Source organism: Nocardioides sp. zg-DK7169, from assembly GCF_013155365.1.
In the GTDB taxonomy this organism is placed as follows: Bacteria; Actinomycetota; Actinomycetes; order Propionibacteriales; family Nocardioidaceae; genus Nocardioides.
On the sequence record NZ_JABJRA010000013.1, the window covers coordinates 66,199 to 82,916 of the forward strand.

Sequence of the window (16,718 nt, forward strand, 5' to 3'; positions counted from 1 at the left end):
GGCCGGGCGGCGTACGCCGGGCCGGTGCGGCCGGGCCGGTGGCCCGGCCGCACGGGTGGGACCGCGGGTCCCTCAGATCATCGACAGCATCGGGCCGGGCGGCGGCGTGACGTCGAGCGACGTCAGCGACGACACGTGGAACACCGAGCCGGGGACGTGGATCGCGTGCGCGAGACCCATGTGGCCGTCGCGCCAGAAGCGCTGGATCGGGTTGTCCATGCGCATGCCGTTGCCGCCGGAGCGGGCCACGATCTCGTCCATCGCACGCGCGGCGCGCCACGCGGCCGACACCTGGGTACGACGCGACTGGGCGCGCTCGGCCAGGGACACCGGCTCGCCGCGCTGGGCCTTGTCGTAGAAGGAGCGCACGTTGTCGAGCATGGTCACCCGGGAGGCGTGGATCTCCGCCGCGGCCTCGCCGATGGCGTAGAGCACGTGGGCGTCGTCCTTGATCCGCGTGCCGGTGATCTGCACGCGCTGCTTCTGGTAGGCCAGGTGCGCGGCGAGCGCACCCTCGGCGATGCCGATGACCGCCGAGCTGATGCCCATCGGGAAGGCCGTGGTGAACGGGATGTGGTACGTCGGGCTGGTCAGGCCGGCCTCGCGGGGCTGGCTGCCGTCCATGAACTTGGAGAACTCCACGACCCGGTAGTCGGGCACGAAGGCGTCCTTGACCAGGATGTCCTTGGAGCCGGTGCCGCGCAGGCCCACGACGTCCCAGGAGTCCTCGACGATGGTGTAGTCCGCGCGCGGCAGGATCACGTGGTAGACCTGCGGCGGGCTGACCGGGTTGCCCTCGGCGTCACCGAGGAACGCGCCCAGGAAGATCCAGTCGCAGTGGTCGGTGCCCGACGAGAACTGCCAGTGGCCGTTGAACACGTAGCCGCCGTCGACCGGGCGCAGGACGCCCATCGGGGCGTACGGCGAGGCGATCCAGGTGTCGTGGTCGGAGCCCCAGATCTCCTCCTGCACGCGGGCGTCGCACATCGCCATCTCCCACGGGTGGACGCCGACGATGCCGGCGACCCAGCCGGTCGAGCCGTCCAGGCTCGCCAAGCGCATCACGGCCTCGGCGAAGTCCGCGGGGTGCGCCTCGGCGCCGCCGTACTTGGCGGGCTGCAGCATCTTGATCACGCCGGTCTCCCGGAGGATCTCGGCGGCCCGGTCGTCGAGGCGGCCCAGCTTCTCGTTGCTGGGGCCCAGCGCGGCGATCTCCTCGGCGTGGGCCTCGATCTTGGCCAGCACTTCGTTGGTCATGAGTCCTTCACTTCCTCACCCGGACGCGGTGTCCGCAGTCACACCGTGGCACCGCTGAATTGGTCGTCTTGGCGGCGTTCCCGCTGATCGGGACCGCCGTCTCGGAGGCCTGTCGGACCCCCGGCCGAGCGTGGCGTCAGCCGTCGTAGGACAGCCGGATCCGCGGGCTGCGCGGGCGCGCCTGACAGCCCAGCACGAGGCCGTCGGCGAGGTCGGCGTCGTCGAGGACCTCGTTGCGGTCCATGCTCACCTCGCCGTCCAGGACGATGCAGGCGCAGGCGCTGCACGCGCCCTCGCGGCACGAGTACGGCGCTTCCATCCCCGCGGCGAGCATCACGTCGACGAGGTTGTTGCTCTCGGGCCAGGCCAGCACCCGGGTCTCCCCGTTGAGGGTGACCTCGACCTCGCTGGCCGGTCCGGCGTCGTCGATCGCGGCGGGCGCCGCGAACGGGTCCCCCTCGAGGGAGGTGAACCGCTCCATGTGCACCCGGCGCTCCGGGACACCGAGCCCGAGGAGGGTCCTCTCGGCCAGGTCCATGAACGGCGCGGGGCCGCACACGAACGCCTCGGGCGCGGTGGCGTCGTGGTCCCAGAACCCGCGCAGGAGCGCGCCCAGCGAGGCCTGCGACGGCAGGCCCTGGACCGTCTCCAGCCAGTGCACCACCCGCAGCCGCTCGGGGAAGCGGGCCACCAGCTCGCGCAGCTGCTCGGCGAAGATCACCGAGTGCTCGTCGCGGTTGCCGTAGAGCAGGACCGCGGACCCGGTGCCGGAGTGCAGCAGCGTCTTGAGGATCGACATCACCGGGGTGATGCCGCTGCCGCCGGCGAGCAGCAGCAGGTCCTCGTCGAGGGAGGCGGGGGTGAAGATCCCCGAGGGGGCCAGCACCTCCAGCTCGGTCCCGACGCCGGCGTGGTCGCACAGCCAGTTGGAGGCGTAGCCCCCGTCGGTCCGCTTGACCGTGACCGCCGGGAACTCGTCGTGCCCGGGAGCGGTGCACAGGGAGTAGCAGCGCGCCGCGCCCTCCGGCCGGTCGCTGGGGATCCGGATGGTGAGGAACTGGCCCGGGACGTAGTCCACCCGCTCCCCCTCACCCGACTCGAGCACCAGGGTGTGGGCGTCGGAGGTCTCCTTGACCACCTCGCGCACGCGGACGATCGGCATCGCGCCCTACCCTTCCCGCGCCGCGTGGCGCGCGGAGGAGACCGAAGCGCCGGCCGCCCCGGAGCCCGCCGCACCGATGCCCGCGGCGTGGCGCGCGGCCAGGTAGCCGAAGACGATCGAGGGACCGATGGTGGCGCCCGGGCCGGCGTACTCGTGGCCCATGACCGAGGCGGAGGCGTTGCCGGTGGCGTAGAGGCCGTTGATGACCGAGCCGTCCTCGCGCAGCACGCGGGAGGACTCGTCGCAGACCAGGCCGCCCTTGGTGCCGAGGTCGCCGACCTGGATCCGCACCGCGTAGAACGGCGCCTTGTCGATCAGGTCCAGGTTGGGGTTCGGCAGCGTCGGGTCGCCGTAGTAGCGGTCGTGGGCGCTCTCGCCACGGTGGAAGTCCAGGTCACGGCCGCCGCGGACGAAGCCGTTGAACCGCTCCAGGGTCTCCTGGAGCGCCTCGGCGGGGAGACCGGTCGAGGTGGCCAGCTCGGCCAGGGTGTCGGCGCGGTGCACCAGGCCGGAGTCGTAGAACGACTTCGGGAACGGCGCGCCGGGCAGGATCTGGGCGAACGGGTAGCGCGAGCGGGCGCGCGAGTCCATCACGAACCAGGCGACGTGGTGGCCGCCGGAGAGCTGGTCGTGGACGAAGTTGACGTACGGCGCGGCCTCGTTGGTGAAGCGTCGCCCGTCCTCGCCGACGATCACCTGACCGGGGATCGCGCGCTCGGAGACCAGCGGGATGGTCGCGCCGGTCGGGTGCTCCACCGAGGGCATCCACCAGGCGTCGTCCATGAAGTCGAGCGCGGCGCCGAGGCCCTGGCCGGCGAGGATGCCGTCACCGGTGTTCTCGACCGCGCCCAGGGTGTGGTTGGCCTTGCCGCCCTCGGGCAGGTACGTCGAGCGCATCTGCTGGTTGTGGTCGAAGCCGCCGCTGGCGAGCAGCACGCCGCGGCGGGCGTGGATGCGCACCGGGGCGCCCTCGCGGGTGGCGAGCACGCCGACCACGCGGTCGCCCTCGGTGACCAGCTCGGTCATCGGGGTCTGCAGCCACAGCGGGATGCCGGCGTCCTTGAGCGCCATCCGCATCCGCGCGACGAGCGCGCGGCCGCCGGTGGCCATGTGGCGTCGGCGGATCACGTTGGAGCTGACCCGCCAGGCGGCGGTGAGCGAGGCCCGGCGTCCCTGCCAGGTCCGCTTGACCATGGCCAGGTCGTGGTAGTCCTTGCTGGTGATCCACAGGCCCAGCGGGCCCTTCATGCTGTTGGGGCGCTGGAAGGCCTCGTCCTCGCGGAGCTTGCGGGTGTCGAACGGCTTGGGCTCGATGGAGCGGCCGCGCGGTCGCCCGCCCTCCATCTCCGGGTGGTAGTCGGCGTAGCCCTTGGTCCACACGAACTTCATCCACTTGGACCGCTCGAGCAGCTCCATCGCGGCCGGGCCGTGGTCGACGTACGCCTCGAGGCGGGCGCGGGGCACCCGGCCCTCGGTGAGGCCCTCGAGGTAGGTCAGGACCGACTCGCGGGAGTCGTCGTGGCCGGCGCGACGCAGCGTCGGGTTGTTGGGGACCCAGATGCCGCCGCCGGAGATGCCGGTGGAGCCGCCGAACTTCTTGCCCTTCTCCAGGACGACGACGCTCAGGCCGGCGTCGACGGCTGCCAGCGCGGCGGCCATGCCGCCTCCGCCGGAGCCGACGACGACCAGGTCGTAGGTGTGGTCCCACCCGGTCGCGGTGCTCATGCCTGGTCCTCGGCGAGGAGGAACGCCTCGACGGTGCTCTCCCAGGCGGCCTTCTGCTCGATCATCGCCCAGTGCCCGCACTGGGAGAAGATGTGCACCTGCACGTCGGGGATCGTGCGCATCGGGATCAGCATCTGGTCCATCGGGCTGACGCGGTCGTCGCGGCCCCAGGTGATGAGGGTCTTGGCGCGGATCTGGTCGAACTGCGCCCAGCCGGGGGTGCCGTGGGTGGAGTCGTCGGTGCGCGCGAAGGTCGCCTCGATCGCGGCGCGGCTGTACATCCGGCGGGCGACCTCGAGGGTCTCCGGCTCGGTCGCCTGCTGCCAGCGCTGCTCGATGAGCTCCTCGGTGACCATCGACTGGTCGAAGACCATGGAGCGCAGCCAGGAGATCAGCCGGTCGCGGGTGGGGTTCTCGGTGAAGTCGACGAGCAGCTTGATGCCCTCGCCCGGGGCCGGGCTCAGGATGTTGCGCCCGATGCCGCCGACGGTCACCATGCGGCGCACGCGCTGGGGCTGCTCGATCGCGAAGCGTGCCGCCACGCTGCCGCCCATCGAGTTGCCGATGATGTCGACCTGGTCGAGGCCGAGCCCGTCGAGGAACTCCCCGACCGCCGGCAGGGCCGCCATCATCGGGTGCTTGTCGGTGGTGTCGCTGACCCCGAAGCCGGGGAACTCCAGCACCAGGCAGCGGAAGTTCTTGGCGAACCGGGCCAGGTTGTCGCCGAAGTTGCGCCACCCGGTGACGCCGGGGCCGGAGCCGTGCAGCATCAGCAGCGGCGGCCCGTCACCCGCCTCGTGGTAGCGCAGGACGCCGGAGGCGGTGGTCAGCTCGCGGAGCGTGGATTCATGCGTCAGGTCACTCACCCCGCCACGGTAGGAACGGCGTCGGGCCCCGTCCCGTGGAGATCCCGGTCACTGGGAGGTGGCCGGGTGCGCGTCTCGGCGGCGGCGGGGCGGCCGGGCGTCGCAGGGACCGGGGCCACTCAACGAGACCCCCGCCGGCGCGCTGGTACGGCGGGCGTACGTTGGCGCCATTGAGCAGGCAACAGCCCGGCCCGGACGAGGACCAGCAGGTCGACGCGGGCACCGGGTCAGGAAGGAGCGAGGCCATGACGAGCACCCAGATCACCGGACCGTCACCACTGGAGATGCGTCGGGCGATGGGGTCCTTCGCCACCGGTGTCACCGTCGTGACCGGCTACGACGGCGAGGAGCCGGTCGGCTTCGCCTGCCAGTCCTTCGCCTCGGTGTCCCTCGAGCCCCCGCTCGTGCTCTTCTGCGCCGACCACCGCGGTCGCGCCTGGCCGCGGATCCGCACCAGCGGCCGGTTCACGGTCAACGTCCTCGGCGAGGACCAGACCGACCTGTGCAACCGCTTCGGATCCAGCCGCGGCGCCAAGTTCGAGGGCCTGGACTTCGACACCTCCGCGATCGGGACCCCAAGCCTGCCGGGCGTGCTGATGCGCGTGCACGCCGAGGTGAGCGAGGTCCACGTCGCCGGCGACCACGACGTCGTCATCGGCCGCGTCCTCGACCTCGAGACCCCTGCCGCCGACCGCCCGATGCTCTTCTTCCGCGGCAAGTTCGGCGTCGAGGACCAGCACGAGTACACCGCCCCCGACCTGTGGGGCTGGGGCGACCACTGGGGCTGAGGCCCCTGCGTGTCTTTCCGCGCGCACCCCGCGCGCAGCCCCCGGCACCGACCTACACATGTCAGCAGGCCCCCGTTCCATCGGAACGGGGGCCTGCTGACGTGTGCGGGATGATCGCCGGGCGATCAGATCCAGTCGCCGCCCTCGCTGGCCGCGACCAGCCGGCTCATCGTCTCGGTGGACCAGGCGCCCTCCGGGCGCACGACGCTACGACGGGTGACGCGGGCGCGCTGGATCTCCAGGCCGGGGAACAGCGCCACGGAGACCGCGCGGCCGGCCTTGAGGACCAGCGGGGCGAGCCGCTCGACCGGGGCGCTCGTGTCGCCGACGAGCGAGATCGCGCCGAGCGGGCCCTCGGGGCCGCGGACGGCCACGGCCACGCAGGCGATGTCGGGGAAGCTCTCCCCGCGCTCGAAGGCCAGGCCGTTGCGGCCGCGGATGCGGTGCAGCTCGTGGTGGAGCGTGGGCAGGTCGCCGATGGTGCGGCCGGTGAACCGGCTGAGGCCGGCCTCGAGCCGCTCGTCGACCTCCTCGGGGGAGAGCCAGGCGAGCATCGCCTTGCCGAGCGCCGTGGAGTGGGCGGGGGCGCGGCCGCCGACCCGCGAGGGGACGGAGGCGGCGAAGCGCCCGCCCATCTTGTCCAGGTAGTGCACCTCGGCGCCCTCGAGCACCGCGAGGTGGGCGACCATGCCGGTGCGCACCTGGAGCTCGTGCAGCACCGTGGAGGCCTCGGCGCGCAGATCGCCGTGGGCCTTGTCTCCACCGCCGAGCTCGAGCGCCCGCTGACCCAGCGCGTAGCCGAAGCTGGTGTGCGTCAGCCAGTGCAGCCGCACCAGCTGGTCGAGGATCCGGTGGGTCGTCGATCGGGGCAGGTGGGTCGCCCGGGCGACCTCCTCCAGGGTCAGTCGCACCGACGGGCTCGTGAACGCCTCGAGGATGAGCGACATGCGCTCCACCATCGACGGCGGCAGCTGCCTCGGTTCGACGACCGGCTCCACACCCTGTGCGCTCATGACGTCCTCCCCACACCCCAAAACTGAAATTCATTCTGCCTACGTGGCGACCGTAACAAGACCCCGGCTGAAAAGGAAGCGAAACGCCGCGACCCGACCCTCCGGCCGGGGCCCGGGGCACACCCGCTCATCGGGAGCGCGAGGGGTGGTCGGCGCTGCCCGATGCTTGGATGAGCCGCAATTCCCCCGGCGAAGGAGACCCATGCAGATCGGCATCACCAGTCCCGTGCTCACGGCCAACCCGGGGGCGCACGCCGCCTGGGAGGCCGACGCCGGCATCGAGGAGCTCGCCCAGATCGCCCGCACGGCGGACACCCTGGGCCTGCACCACATGACCTGCAGCGAGCACGTCGCGGTCCCCGTCGAGGTCGCCGAGCAGCGCGGCGCGACGTACTGGGACCCGCTGGCGACCTTCGGCTACCTGGCCGCGCAGACCACGCAGCTGCGACTGATGACCCAGGTGCTCGTCATCGGCTACCACCACCCGCTGGCCATCGCGAAGCGCTACGGCACCCTGGACCGGATCAGCAACGGACGCCTGATCCTCGGCATCGGCGTCGGCTCGCTGGAGGAGGAGTTCGACCTCCTCGACGCCACCTTCGAGGGCCGCGGCGCGATCGCCGACGACGCGCTCGCCGCCCTGCGCGCCAGCCTCGGCCGCTCCCAGCCCGAGTACGACGGCACCCACTACCGCTTCTCCGGCTTCGTCGTCGAGCCGCACGCGGTGCAGGAGCGGGTCCCGCTGGTGATCGGCGGGCGCACGGCCCGCTCGCTGCGCCGCGCCGTCGAGCTCGGCGACGGGTGGGTGCCCTTCGGCCTCTCCCTGGAGCAGCTCTCCGGGATGCTCTCGGCCCGCGAGCTGCCCGAGGACTTCCAGGTCTACTTCTCCCCCGGCCGCATGCTCGACCCGATCGGCGACCCCGAGGACACCGCGACCCGGCTGCGCCGGGTACGCGAGGCCGGCGCCACGGTCGTCACCACGAGCGTCGAGGCCACCGGCGCCGCGCACTACTGCGACCAGCTCGAGGCGCTCGCGGCCATCGCCACGCAGATCGACTGACGCCCCCCGGCCGTCCGGCCGGACCCCCGCCGTACCGACCCGTCACACCACGAGGAGCCACCCATGACCGACGACCGGATCGCCGCGCTCGAGAAGCGCCTGCAGACCCTCGAGGACGAGCGCGAGATCGTCCAGCTGCTCGCCGGGTACGGCGCCCTCGCGGACTCCGGCAGCGCCGAGGAGCTCGCCGCCATCTGGGAGCCCGACGGCGTCTACGACAACGACGAGATCTCCATGGTCGGCAACGCCGAGCTGGTCGCGATGGTGAGGTCCTCGCGCCACCAGGGCTGGATCGGCAACGGCGCGGCCCACTTCAACGGCCCCGTCAAGGTCACCGTCGACGGCGACACCGCCGTCGCGGTCAACCACTCGCTGATGGTCATCCACGAGGACGGCCGCTTCGTCGTACGACGTGCCACGGCCAACCACTGGGAGCTGAGCCGTGGCGCCGAGGGCTGGCGGGTCACCGTGCGCACCGGCCGGCTGCTCGACGGCCGCCCGGAGGCCCGCGACCTGCTGGCCGCCGGCGCCCGCGGCCAGCGCCTCGAGCGGGCATGAGCGGCCGGCTCGAGGGCCGCGTCGCGGTCGTCACGGGCGCCGGTGACGGGATCGGCGCGGGCGTCGCGCGGCTGTTCGCCGCCGAGGGTGCGCGCGTGCTGGTCGCCGAGATCGACGAGGAGAAGGGCCGCGCGGTCGCCGAGGAGATCGGCGGGCTGTTCGTGCGCGTCGACGTCACCGACCGCGAGCAGGTCGAGGGCATGGTCGCCACCGCCGTCGACACCTGGGGCCGCATCGACGTCCTGGTCAACAACGCCTGGGGCTCGGTCGGCCACCTCGGCCGGGTCGAGCACAAGAGCGACGAGACCCTCGAGCGCGGCTTCACGATGGGCTACTTCGGGCCGTTCTGGGCGATGCGCGCCGCGTTCCCGCACATGTTGGCTGCCGGCTGGGGCCGGGTGATCAACATGGTCAGCCTCAACGGTGTCAACGCCCACATCGGGTCGCTGGAGTACAACAGCGCCAAGGAGGCGCTGCGCACCCTCACCCGCACCGCCGCGCGCGAGTGGGCGCCCACCGGTGTCGTGGTCAACGCGATCGCCCCCGGCGCCAAGACCGCCGCGCTGAACCGCCGGATCGCGCAGAACCCCGACATCGCGGCCGCCGTGGACTCGGCCAACCCGATGGGCCGCCTCGGCGACCCGCTGACCGACATCGCCCCGGTGGCGCTGTTCCTGGCCAGCGAGGACAGCCGCTACGTCACCGGCAACACGATCTTCGCCGACGGCGGCGGTCACATCAACGGCGTCGCGTGGGCCCCGGAGCTCCCCGACGAGCCCGCCGGCTGAGCGCAGCCTCCCCCGAACGCGCGACGGGCCGGGACCCCACCTCGGTGGGATCCCGGCCCGTCGTCGTACGCCGGGGCTCGGGCCAGGATCAGGAGAGCGAAGCCGGCAGGTGCGCGGCGCGGCCGTGCTCGATGAACTCCTGCTCGAGCTCCTTGCGGGCCACGTCGTCGAGGGCGACGTACTCGGCCGTGCGGCCGACCCGCACGAAGACCGGGTCGGTGGTCTGCCAGGCGGCGTGGCGCAGCGGCGCCTTGTTGATCTTGCCGCTGCCGGTCAGCGGCATCGCGTCGATGATCCGCACGAACGAGGGCCACCACTTGGCGCCCATGTCGGGCTGTGCGGCGAGGTACTCGCCGAAGGCCACCGGGTCGAAGACGGCGCCGGGCTCGAGCTCGAGGACCGTCATCACCCGGTCGCCGGTGCGCGGGTCGGGCACCGCGAAGACCGGCGCGATCGCGACGCCCTCGGCGCGCGCCAGGATCCGCTCGACCGGCGCGGCGGAGAAGTTCTCGCTGTCCACGCGCAGCCAGTCCGAGGAGCGGCCGGCGAAGTAGAAGAACCCGTCGGCGTCGCGGTAGCCCAGGTCGCCGGACCAGAAGTCCTCGCCCTTGACCCGGTCGGCCATCGCCTCGGGGTTCTTGTAGTAGCCCTCGAAGGTGTGGGCGAGACCCACCGCGACGATCTGCCCGACCGCGGCGGGGTCGACCAGGCGGCCGGCCTCGTCGAAGCGGGCCCGCGGGCACTCCTCGCCGGTCGCCTCGTCGAGGATCCGCACGTCCAGGTCGCCGGCCGGGCGCCCCAGCGCTCCGCTCGGGGTGTCCGGGGTCCGGTTGATCCGGAAGACGCCCTCGCTGAGGCCGTAGCCCTCCATGACCTCGCAGCCGAAGCGCTCGGCGAAGCGTGCCACGTCGGCCTCCGAGGCCTCGGTGCCGTAGGCCAGCTGCAGGGTGCTGGTGCGGTCGCGCGGGTCCTCGGGACGGGTCAGCGCGTAGGACAGCGCGCGGCCCACGTAGTTGACGTAGGTCGCCCCCGCCCGGTGGATGTCGTCGGCGAAGGCGCTGGCGGAGAACTTGCGGGTCATCGAGACCGTCGCGCCGATCACCATCGCGGGTGCCAGGTTCATCATCACGGCGTTGCCGTGGAACAGCGGCATGCACAGGTAGGTGACCGAGGAGCGCTCCAGGCGCACGCGCCCGACGATCGCCTCGACGAGGCGGGCCAGGCGGCCCTGCCCGACGATGACCGCCTTCGGCGCGCCGGTGGAGCCGGAGCTGAACAGCAGCATCGCGATGTCCTCGGGCGCCGGCGTGACGTCGGGCAGCGCCGCGCCCCGGTGCGGCGCGAGGAACTCGGCGTACTCGGGAGTGTCCACGTCGTACACCCGCTCGCGGGGCACGCCGTGCTCGGTGCCCTCGACCAGGTGGCGCAGGCGCGACTCGGTGACGATCACGTCGACGTCCGCGTGCCGCACGTCCTGGGCGATCTCCGGGGCGCTGCGGCTGGCGTTGATGCCGATGACGACCGCACCGGCCAGGGCGCCGCCGCCGATCCAGAAGACGAAGTCCGGGACGTTCTCCAGCAGCACGCCGACGTGGATCTGGCGGCCCTCGGGGGCCGGCACCGACGCCGTCAGGGCCGCCGCGCGCGTGGCGGACTCGGCGACGACCTCGTCCCAGGTCCACTGGCGGTCCTCGAAGCGCAGCCCGACGGCGTCGTCACCGACGCGGCTGCGCACGATCTCTGCGAATGTCTGCATATCTCATTCCTCCGGGGGTCGGACGCGCCGATGCAAGCAGCCTCGGCACGGGCAGGGCAGGGTTCTCCCGCTCATCGGAAGCGACGTGGCCGGCCCAGGAGCAGCGACAGCACCGCTGCGACCAGGGAGAGGCCGAATCCGCTCAGTCCGCCGACGACGAAGCCGATGTGGCTCGTCTGCAGACCGTCCTCGGCGAGGACGTCGAGGATGGCGAGCGCGACCGCGCTGCCGATCGACATGCCGAGGAACCGGAGCACGAGGTTGAGGCTGAGGGCGCTGCTGGTCTCGGCAGCCGGGACGTGCCGCATCATCAGCCAAGGCATCGAGTTGAAGGTCATGCCGCTGCCGAGGCCGCCGATGAGCAGCACCAGCATCACCTGCCACAGCTCCTGGTGCCAGCGCGCCAGCACCAGGTTGGCCAGGGCGAAGGACAGGCAGCCCAGGGGCAGCAACAGGTCCGGGCGGATCACGTTGCCCAGCCGCAGCGCCAGGCGCGAGCCCACCACGCTCGCGGCGGCGTACGGCGTGAGCATCAGCCCGGCGACCGCCACCGACCGGCCCAGGCCGTAGCCGTGGTCGGAGTCGGTCTGCACCAGGATCATGACCAGCGAGAGCATCACGTACATCCCGCAGCCGGCGAGCAGCCCGGCCACGTTGGCGGCCGCGACGCCGCGGCGTACCGCGATGCGCACGTCGACCAGCGGGTTGCGGGCTCGCAGCAGCCAGATCACGCAGACCGCGTAGAGCACGAGCCCGCCGCCGACGACCGCCGCGGTGAGCGGCGAGGCGTAGCCCCAGCCGTCGGCCTGGCTGACGCCGAGCAGCAGGGCGAAGGTGGCGCAGCTGAGCAGGACCGCACCGACCCAGTCGACGCCGGGCGGCGCCGGCTCGGCGCTGCGCGGCACGAGCAGCAGCGCCACGACGAAGGCGAGGGCGCACATCGCGAAGGCGAACCAGAAGGCGCCGCGGATGCCGCCGACGGTGGCGACCAGGGCGGTCACCGGGAAGCCGAGGCCTGCCGCGGTGACGTTCGCGACCGAGATCGCGGACACCGCCGGACGGATCCGGTGCTCGGCCAGCTCGGTGCGGGCCACCGACATCAGGAGGGGCACGATCGCGAAGGCCATGCCGGTGAGCGTGCGGCCCGCCAGGAGCGCCTCGAAGCCGAGCGGCAGCGCCCCGAGGAGCGTCCCGAGCGCGGCGAGCGCCACGCAGGTGAGCAGGACCGGCCGGCGCCGCCGCCCCGCCCCCAGGCGTCCCACGACGGGGGTGGCCACCGCGCCGGTGATGAGCGTGACCGTGAGCGTCCACTGGGCCGCGACCAGCGAGACGCCCTCGGCGCGGGCGATGCCCGGCACGAGGGGCGAGCCGAGGCTGCCCACGATCCCGGTCACCGTGGTGACGAACAGGATCCCGGGCAGCAGCCAGCGCCGGCGCCGGGCGCTGAGGCCGCCGTCCGTGGCGGCACGCGCGCCGGTGCTCGCGGGAGGCGCTGGTCGCCGCACGGTGGGCCTTCGCTTTCCTGGCGCCGTGGCGCCGGGTCGTTCACTGGCGGGGTGGACCGGCCCTCGCCGGTCCACCCCGGTCCTGCGGGCCGGGTGGGGCCGGAGGTCAGCCCACCCAGGCGTCGGCGAGGTGGATCATCGAGGCCGCGCCGCCGACCACGCCGTGGACGTCCTCGTCCCAGGCGTTGTACTCCGAGAACGGGCCCCAGTTGAGGTAGGGCACGTCGGTGTTGACCAGCTGCTGGATGCGGTCCATGGCCGCGACCCGCTCGGCCGGCTCGGCCGCGGCCTGGAGCTCCTCGAGCGCCGCGTCCATCTCCTTGCTGGTGTACATGTCGTAGACCTGCGTGCCGTCGCTGTGCATCGTGGCGAACATCTTCGAGAAGGGGTCCGCCTCGCGGTAGTTCAGGCCCCACGCGGCGACGTCGTAGTCACGGTCCACCACGATGGTCGAGATCTGCTCGGCGATGGTGCGCATCGGGCGGGTGGTGACGGTGAAGCCGACGGCCTCCAGCGAGCCCTTGACGGCCTGCATGGTGGCGCGCGAGGCGGGGTCGGTGGCGTCGAGGTACTCGATCGTGCCGTCCCAGCCGTCGGCCTTGGCCTCCTCGACGAGCACGCGGGCCCGGTCCTGGTCCAGCTCCAGCCCGGCGGTCTCGGTGTGCCAGGCGGAGTAGTCCTGGAAGAGCGTGGAGTCCGACAGCCCGGACCCGCCGTACGCCCGCTCGGCGATCAGGTCGGGGCCGATGGCGAGCGCCATGGCCTGGCGGATCCGCACGTCGGCGCCGGGGCGCCCCTCGGAGGCGTTGATGAGGGCGGTGTTGGAGGCCGCGACCATGTTGACGTAGCCGGGCCACTCCTCCTCGAGGACCTCGTCGACGATGTCGGGGTCACGCACGAGCACCGCGTCGACGCCGTCGGAGCGCAGCGACTCCAGGCCGGCGCGCTGGTCGTTGAGGTAGACGAAGCGGACCTTGTCCAGGTGCGGCGCGCCGTCCCAGTAGTCCTCGCGGGCCGTGAGGGCGAGCTCCTCGCTCTGCGCCCAGCGCTCGAGGGTGAACGCGCCGGCGCCGACGGGGGTGAACTTGCCGTCCTTGTCGACCGCGCTCTTGGCCACGATCATGCCGGGACCGGTGCTGAGGATGCTGGGGAAGCCGGGCCACGGCTTGTTGAGCTCGTAGACGACCGTGCGCTCGTCCTCCACGACGACCTCGGTGACGTTGCCGTTCCACAGCGCCGCCTCCGGGGCGGGCATGGAGGCGTAGCGGTCCTGGCTCCACTTGACCGCCGCCGCGGCGAGCGGGGTGCCGTCCGAGAACGTCACGCCCTCGCGCAGGGTCAGGGTCCAGGTGTCGTGGTCCTTGTCGGGCTCGAGCCCCTCGGCCAGGCGCGGCTCGAACTCCTGGGCGTCGGCGTCGAAGTTCATCAGGGTGTCGTAGAGGTTGATCATCTCGGCACCACCGGTGGTGACCGCCGCGATGGTGACGGCCGGGTCGAGCGACGCCGGCTCGGCGTACGCCGCGTAGGTGAAGGTGCCGCCGTCGACGGGCTCGCCGCCGTCGGAGACGCCGCGCATCCCCTCGCTGAGGGCGACGCCCTCCTCGCCGGTGGAGTCCTCGTCGCTGGACGACGCGCAGCCGGCGGCAAGGACCGCCACGGCGACGGCGGCGCCGACACGATGGAACAGGGGGTGACGCTTCACAGGGGGCCTCCTCAGGGACGCTGCCGAATTATCTAGCAAGCGCTTGGTCGTGTGACTAGAGTCGCACCATGTCCGACGACCTCGCCACCGATGTCCCACTGGCTGCCGAGCAGGCCGGAATCACCCTCGAGGCGCGCTTCGTGCCCGCTCCGACCTCGGTGAGCCCCGCCGCCCGGGCGCGGCTCTCCACTCCCGCGCCCGCGAAGGGGCCGCTCCCCGCGCTCGACGACGCCGCCGGCTGGCGCGCCCACGTCGAGGCGGTCAACGGCGCCTTCGCCGCGATGATGCGCGAACCCATGCACCGGCTTCCGGCGACGGTGCGCACCGAGACGATCGGGGGCGTCGTCGTCCACGTCGCCGAGCCCCACGACGTCCCGGAGGAGAACCGCGACAAGGCCCTCGTCTACCTCCACGGCGGTGCCCTGGTGCTGCTCGGCGGCGAGTGCACCGAGCTCTTCGCCCGCCAGGAGGCGGCGTCCAACCGCGTGCGGGTGTACGCCGTGGACTACCGCACCCCGCCGGACCACCCCTACCCCGCGGCGCTCGAGGACTGCGTGGCGGTCTACCGCGCGCTGCTGGAGACGCACGGCGCCGAGCGGGTCGTGGTCTCGGGCGCCTCCGGCGGGGCGAACCTCGCCGCCGCGCTGCCGCTGCGCCTGCGCGAGCTGGGCCTGCCGCTCCCGTCGGCGGTCGCGCTCCTCACCCCCGAGGTCGACCTGACCGAGAGCGGCGACACCTTCGTCACCAACCGCGAGCTCGACGTCGTCCTGCCGCGGGGCCTGCCCGAGATGAACCGGCTCTACGCCGCCGGCGCGGACCTCACCGACCCGCTCGTCTCACCGCTGTTCGGCGACTTCGCGCCGGGCTACCCCCCGACGTACCTCCAGACCGGCACGCGGGACCTGTTCTTGTCCAACACCGTGCGCATGCACCGCGCCCTGCGCCGGGCGGGCCAGGTGGCCGAGCTCCACGTGTGGGAGGCGATGCCGCACGGCGGGTTCGGTGGAGCCCCGGAGGACCGGGAGCGCTACGACGAGCTCGCGCACTTCCTCGCCCGCCACGCCGGCTGGGCCCCGCCCGCCTGACCCGCCGCGGGTGCCGGGTCGGGGCTCAGCGCACGGTCAGCTGGCCCCCGTCGACGTTCCAGGACTGCCCGGTCACCCAGCCGGCCTGGTCGCTGGCCAGGAACACCGCGGTCGCGGCGACCTCCTGGGGCGTGCCGGCCCGGCCCAGCGGCAGGTTGGCGGCGACGTAGGCCTGCCAGGTGTCGGTGTCCTGGTCGTCGAGGCGGCTGGTCTCGGTGACCCCCGGGCAGATGGCGTTGACCCGGATCCGGTGACGGCCCAGCTCCTTGGCCGCCGAGGAGGTCAGCGACTGCACCCCTGCCTTCGAGGCGCTGTACGCCGCGGTGCCGGGCCCGCTCAGCTTGCCGCCGATCGAGGAGATGTTGACGATGCTGCCGCCCTCGCCCTGCTCGACCAGCCGGCGGCCGAAGGCGCGCGTCATCAAGAAGGTGCCGCGCAGGTTCACCGCCATCACCCGGTCCCACGCCTCGACCGGCACCTCGAGCACGGGGAGCCGGTCCGGGCCGCGGGAGGCGGCGGCGTTGTTGACCACCACGTCGACGCGGCCGAGCTCGTCGACCACCCGCGCCAGCAGCGCGTCGACGGAGGCCTCGTCGGAGACGTCGCAGACCACCGGCAGTGCCCGGCGGCCCAGCGCGCGGACCTCCTCGGCGACCGACTCGATGTCGCGCCAGTCGGCCTCGACCTCGTCGGCGGGACGGTGCTCCAGCCCGCGGCCGGTGCCGGTCACGACCACGTCGCAGCCCGCCCGGGCGAGCTCGACGGCGATCGCGCGACCGATCGAGCGCATCCGGCCCGCGCCGGTGACGACGGCGACGCGGTCCTGAAGTCCGGTCAGCGGGTAGCTCACGACGGGGTCCCCGCGATCTCGATGAACAGGCCGGTGGCCTCGACGGTGCGGGTGCCCTCGTGCTCCACCCAGCCCTCGGCGCGCAGCCGGCGACCGCTGCGCTCGAGGATCCGCGCGTGCAGGTCCAGCGGCACGTCCAGCGGCGTGCGGTGCAGGTAGCGCAGGTCGAGAGTCGCGGTCACCGCGAGCAGGCCCTGGGACTGCACGAGGGTGCCGAGCATGCAGTCGAGCAGGTGGGCGAGGTAGCCGCCGTGCACCGAGTCGCGCGGCCCCTCGTACAGCGCGTCGCCCATCGTGCGGGCGTGGGCGGTCCCGTCGCCGAAGGAGATGTCGAGCGGCAGCGCCTGCGGGCTGTAGCGGAAGATCGACCACGGCTCGCCGGCCGCGCGCGCCCGCGCCGGGCCGTCCAGCGGCGCGCGGAGCACCCGGTCGCGGGGGTCCTGCGCGAGCCGGGCGGTGAGCCGCTCGACCTCGGCGCGGGCCGCGCGCAGCCCCTCGGCGCCCAGGCCGGTGGTGGCGACCGCGCGCATCAGGTCGCGGGTGGCGCTCACCAGCTCGGCGGTCTCCTGCTCGACCTCGGTGGTCTCGTAGACGACGGGCATG

15 protein-coding genes are annotated in these 16,718 nt (G+C 73.0%); 5 read left to right on the forward strand and 10 right to left on the reverse strand.

Annotation, left to right across the window (positions count from 1 at the left end):
• Positions 1-72: 72 nt before the first annotated feature.
• The 4 genes from HOQ23_RS18075 to HOQ23_RS18090 all read right to left on the reverse strand — a co-directional run bounded on the left by HOQ23_RS18075 (position 73) and on the right by HOQ23_RS18090 (position 5,010).
• Positions 73-1,257: an acyl-CoA dehydrogenase family protein gene (locus HOQ23_RS18075; protein ID WP_172216464.1), complete on the reverse strand. Its 1,185-nt coding sequence runs from the start codon at positions 1,255-1,257 to the stop codon at positions 73-75.
• A gap of 136 nt (positions 1,258-1,393) precedes the next feature.
• Complete coding sequence (locus HOQ23_RS18080) at positions 1,394-2,419, reverse strand: ferredoxin--NADP reductase (RefSeq protein ID WP_172216466.1); 1,026 nt, start codon at positions 2,417-2,419, stop codon at positions 1,394-1,396.
• Between the two features lie 6 nt (positions 2,420-2,425).
• Entirely contained in the window at positions 2,426-4,144 is a 1,719-nt protein-coding gene (locus HOQ23_RS18085) for an FAD-binding protein (protein WP_172216468.1), read from the reverse strand.
• Positions 4,141-5,010 (reverse strand): alpha/beta fold hydrolase, encoded by an 870-nt coding sequence (locus tag HOQ23_RS18090; RefSeq protein WP_172216470.1) that lies wholly within the window; start codon positions 5,008-5,010, stop codon positions 4,141-4,143. Before HOQ23_RS18090 ends, HOQ23_RS18085 begins: the two co-directional genes overlap by 4 nt.
• Before the next feature lie 245 nt (positions 5,011-5,255).
• Between HOQ23_RS18090 and HOQ23_RS18095 the strand changes: the two genes are divergently transcribed.
• Positions 5,256-5,798 carry a flavin reductase family protein gene (locus tag HOQ23_RS18095; RefSeq protein ID WP_216654400.1) on the forward strand — a complete coding sequence of 181 codons (543 nt, stop codon included), beginning with the start codon at positions 5,256-5,258 and terminating at the stop codon, positions 5,796-5,798.
• A 125-nt stretch (positions 5,799-5,923) separates the two neighbouring features.
• On the opposite strand, the gene HOQ23_RS18100 is transcribed toward HOQ23_RS18095, so the two are convergent.
• Positions 5,924-6,811, reverse strand: coding sequence for an IclR family transcriptional regulator (locus HOQ23_RS18100; protein WP_216654401.1), 888 nt, complete (start codon positions 6,809-6,811; stop codon positions 5,924-5,926).
• Positions 6,812-7,013: 202 nt separating this feature from the next.
• On the opposite strand from HOQ23_RS18100, the gene HOQ23_RS18105 reads away from it, so the two are divergent.
• The 3 genes from HOQ23_RS18105 (at position 7,014) to HOQ23_RS18115 (ending at position 9,217) form a co-directional block, all read left to right on the forward strand.
• A complete protein-coding gene (locus HOQ23_RS18105) occupies positions 7,014-7,871 on the forward strand; it encodes a TIGR03619 family F420-dependent LLM class oxidoreductase (RefSeq protein ID WP_172216472.1) in 858 nt (285 codons plus the stop codon).
• Positions 7,872-7,934: 63 nt separating this feature from the next.
• The gene (locus HOQ23_RS18110) at positions 7,935-8,429 is read left to right on the forward strand and encodes a nuclear transport factor 2 family protein (protein ID WP_172216474.1); all 495 of its coding nucleotides are present in this window, start codon (positions 7,935-7,937) and stop codon (positions 8,427-8,429) included.
• Positions 8,426-9,217: an SDR family NAD(P)-dependent oxidoreductase gene (locus tag HOQ23_RS18115; protein WP_172216476.1), complete on the forward strand. Its 792-nt coding sequence runs from the start codon at positions 8,426-8,428 to the stop codon at positions 9,215-9,217. Before HOQ23_RS18110 ends, HOQ23_RS18115 begins: the two co-directional genes overlap by 4 nt.
• 88 nt (positions 9,218-9,305) lie before the next feature.
• Here HOQ23_RS18115 and HOQ23_RS18120 read toward each other — a convergent pair whose 3' ends face one another.
• The 3 genes from HOQ23_RS18120 to HOQ23_RS18130 all read right to left on the reverse strand — a co-directional run bounded on the left by HOQ23_RS18120 (position 9,306) and on the right by HOQ23_RS18130 (position 14,180).
• Positions 9,306-10,973, reverse strand: coding sequence for an AMP-binding protein (locus tag HOQ23_RS18120; RefSeq protein ID WP_172216478.1), 1,668 nt, complete (start codon positions 10,971-10,973; stop codon positions 9,306-9,308).
• Positions 10,974-11,044: 71 nt separating this feature from the next.
• Positions 11,045-12,478: an MFS transporter gene (locus HOQ23_RS18125; RefSeq protein ID WP_172216480.1), complete on the reverse strand. Its 1,434-nt coding sequence runs from the start codon at positions 12,476-12,478 to the stop codon at positions 11,045-11,047.
• Positions 12,479-12,584: 106 nt separating this feature from the next.
• Positions 12,585-14,180, reverse strand: coding sequence for an ABC transporter substrate-binding protein (locus tag HOQ23_RS18130; protein ID WP_216654402.1), 1,596 nt, complete (start codon positions 14,178-14,180; stop codon positions 12,585-12,587).
• Between the two features lie 68 nt (positions 14,181-14,248).
• Between HOQ23_RS18130 and HOQ23_RS18135 the strand changes: the two genes are divergently transcribed.
• Positions 14,249-15,265, forward strand: coding sequence for an alpha/beta hydrolase (locus tag HOQ23_RS18135; RefSeq protein ID WP_172216482.1), 1,017 nt, complete (start codon positions 14,249-14,251; stop codon positions 15,263-15,265).
• A gap of 25 nt (positions 15,266-15,290) precedes the next feature.
• On the opposite strand, the gene HOQ23_RS18140 is transcribed toward HOQ23_RS18135, so the two are convergent.
• Positions 15,291-16,115, reverse strand: coding sequence for an SDR family NAD(P)-dependent oxidoreductase (locus HOQ23_RS18140; RefSeq protein ID WP_172216484.1), 825 nt, complete (start codon positions 16,113-16,115; stop codon positions 15,291-15,293).
• Positions 16,112-16,717 carry a PaaI family thioesterase gene (locus tag HOQ23_RS18145; protein WP_172216486.1) on the reverse strand — a complete coding sequence of 202 codons (606 nt, stop codon included), beginning with the start codon at positions 16,715-16,717 and terminating at the stop codon, positions 16,112-16,114. Before HOQ23_RS18145 ends, HOQ23_RS18140 begins: the two co-directional genes overlap by 4 nt.
• Position 16,718: the final 1 nt, after the last annotated feature.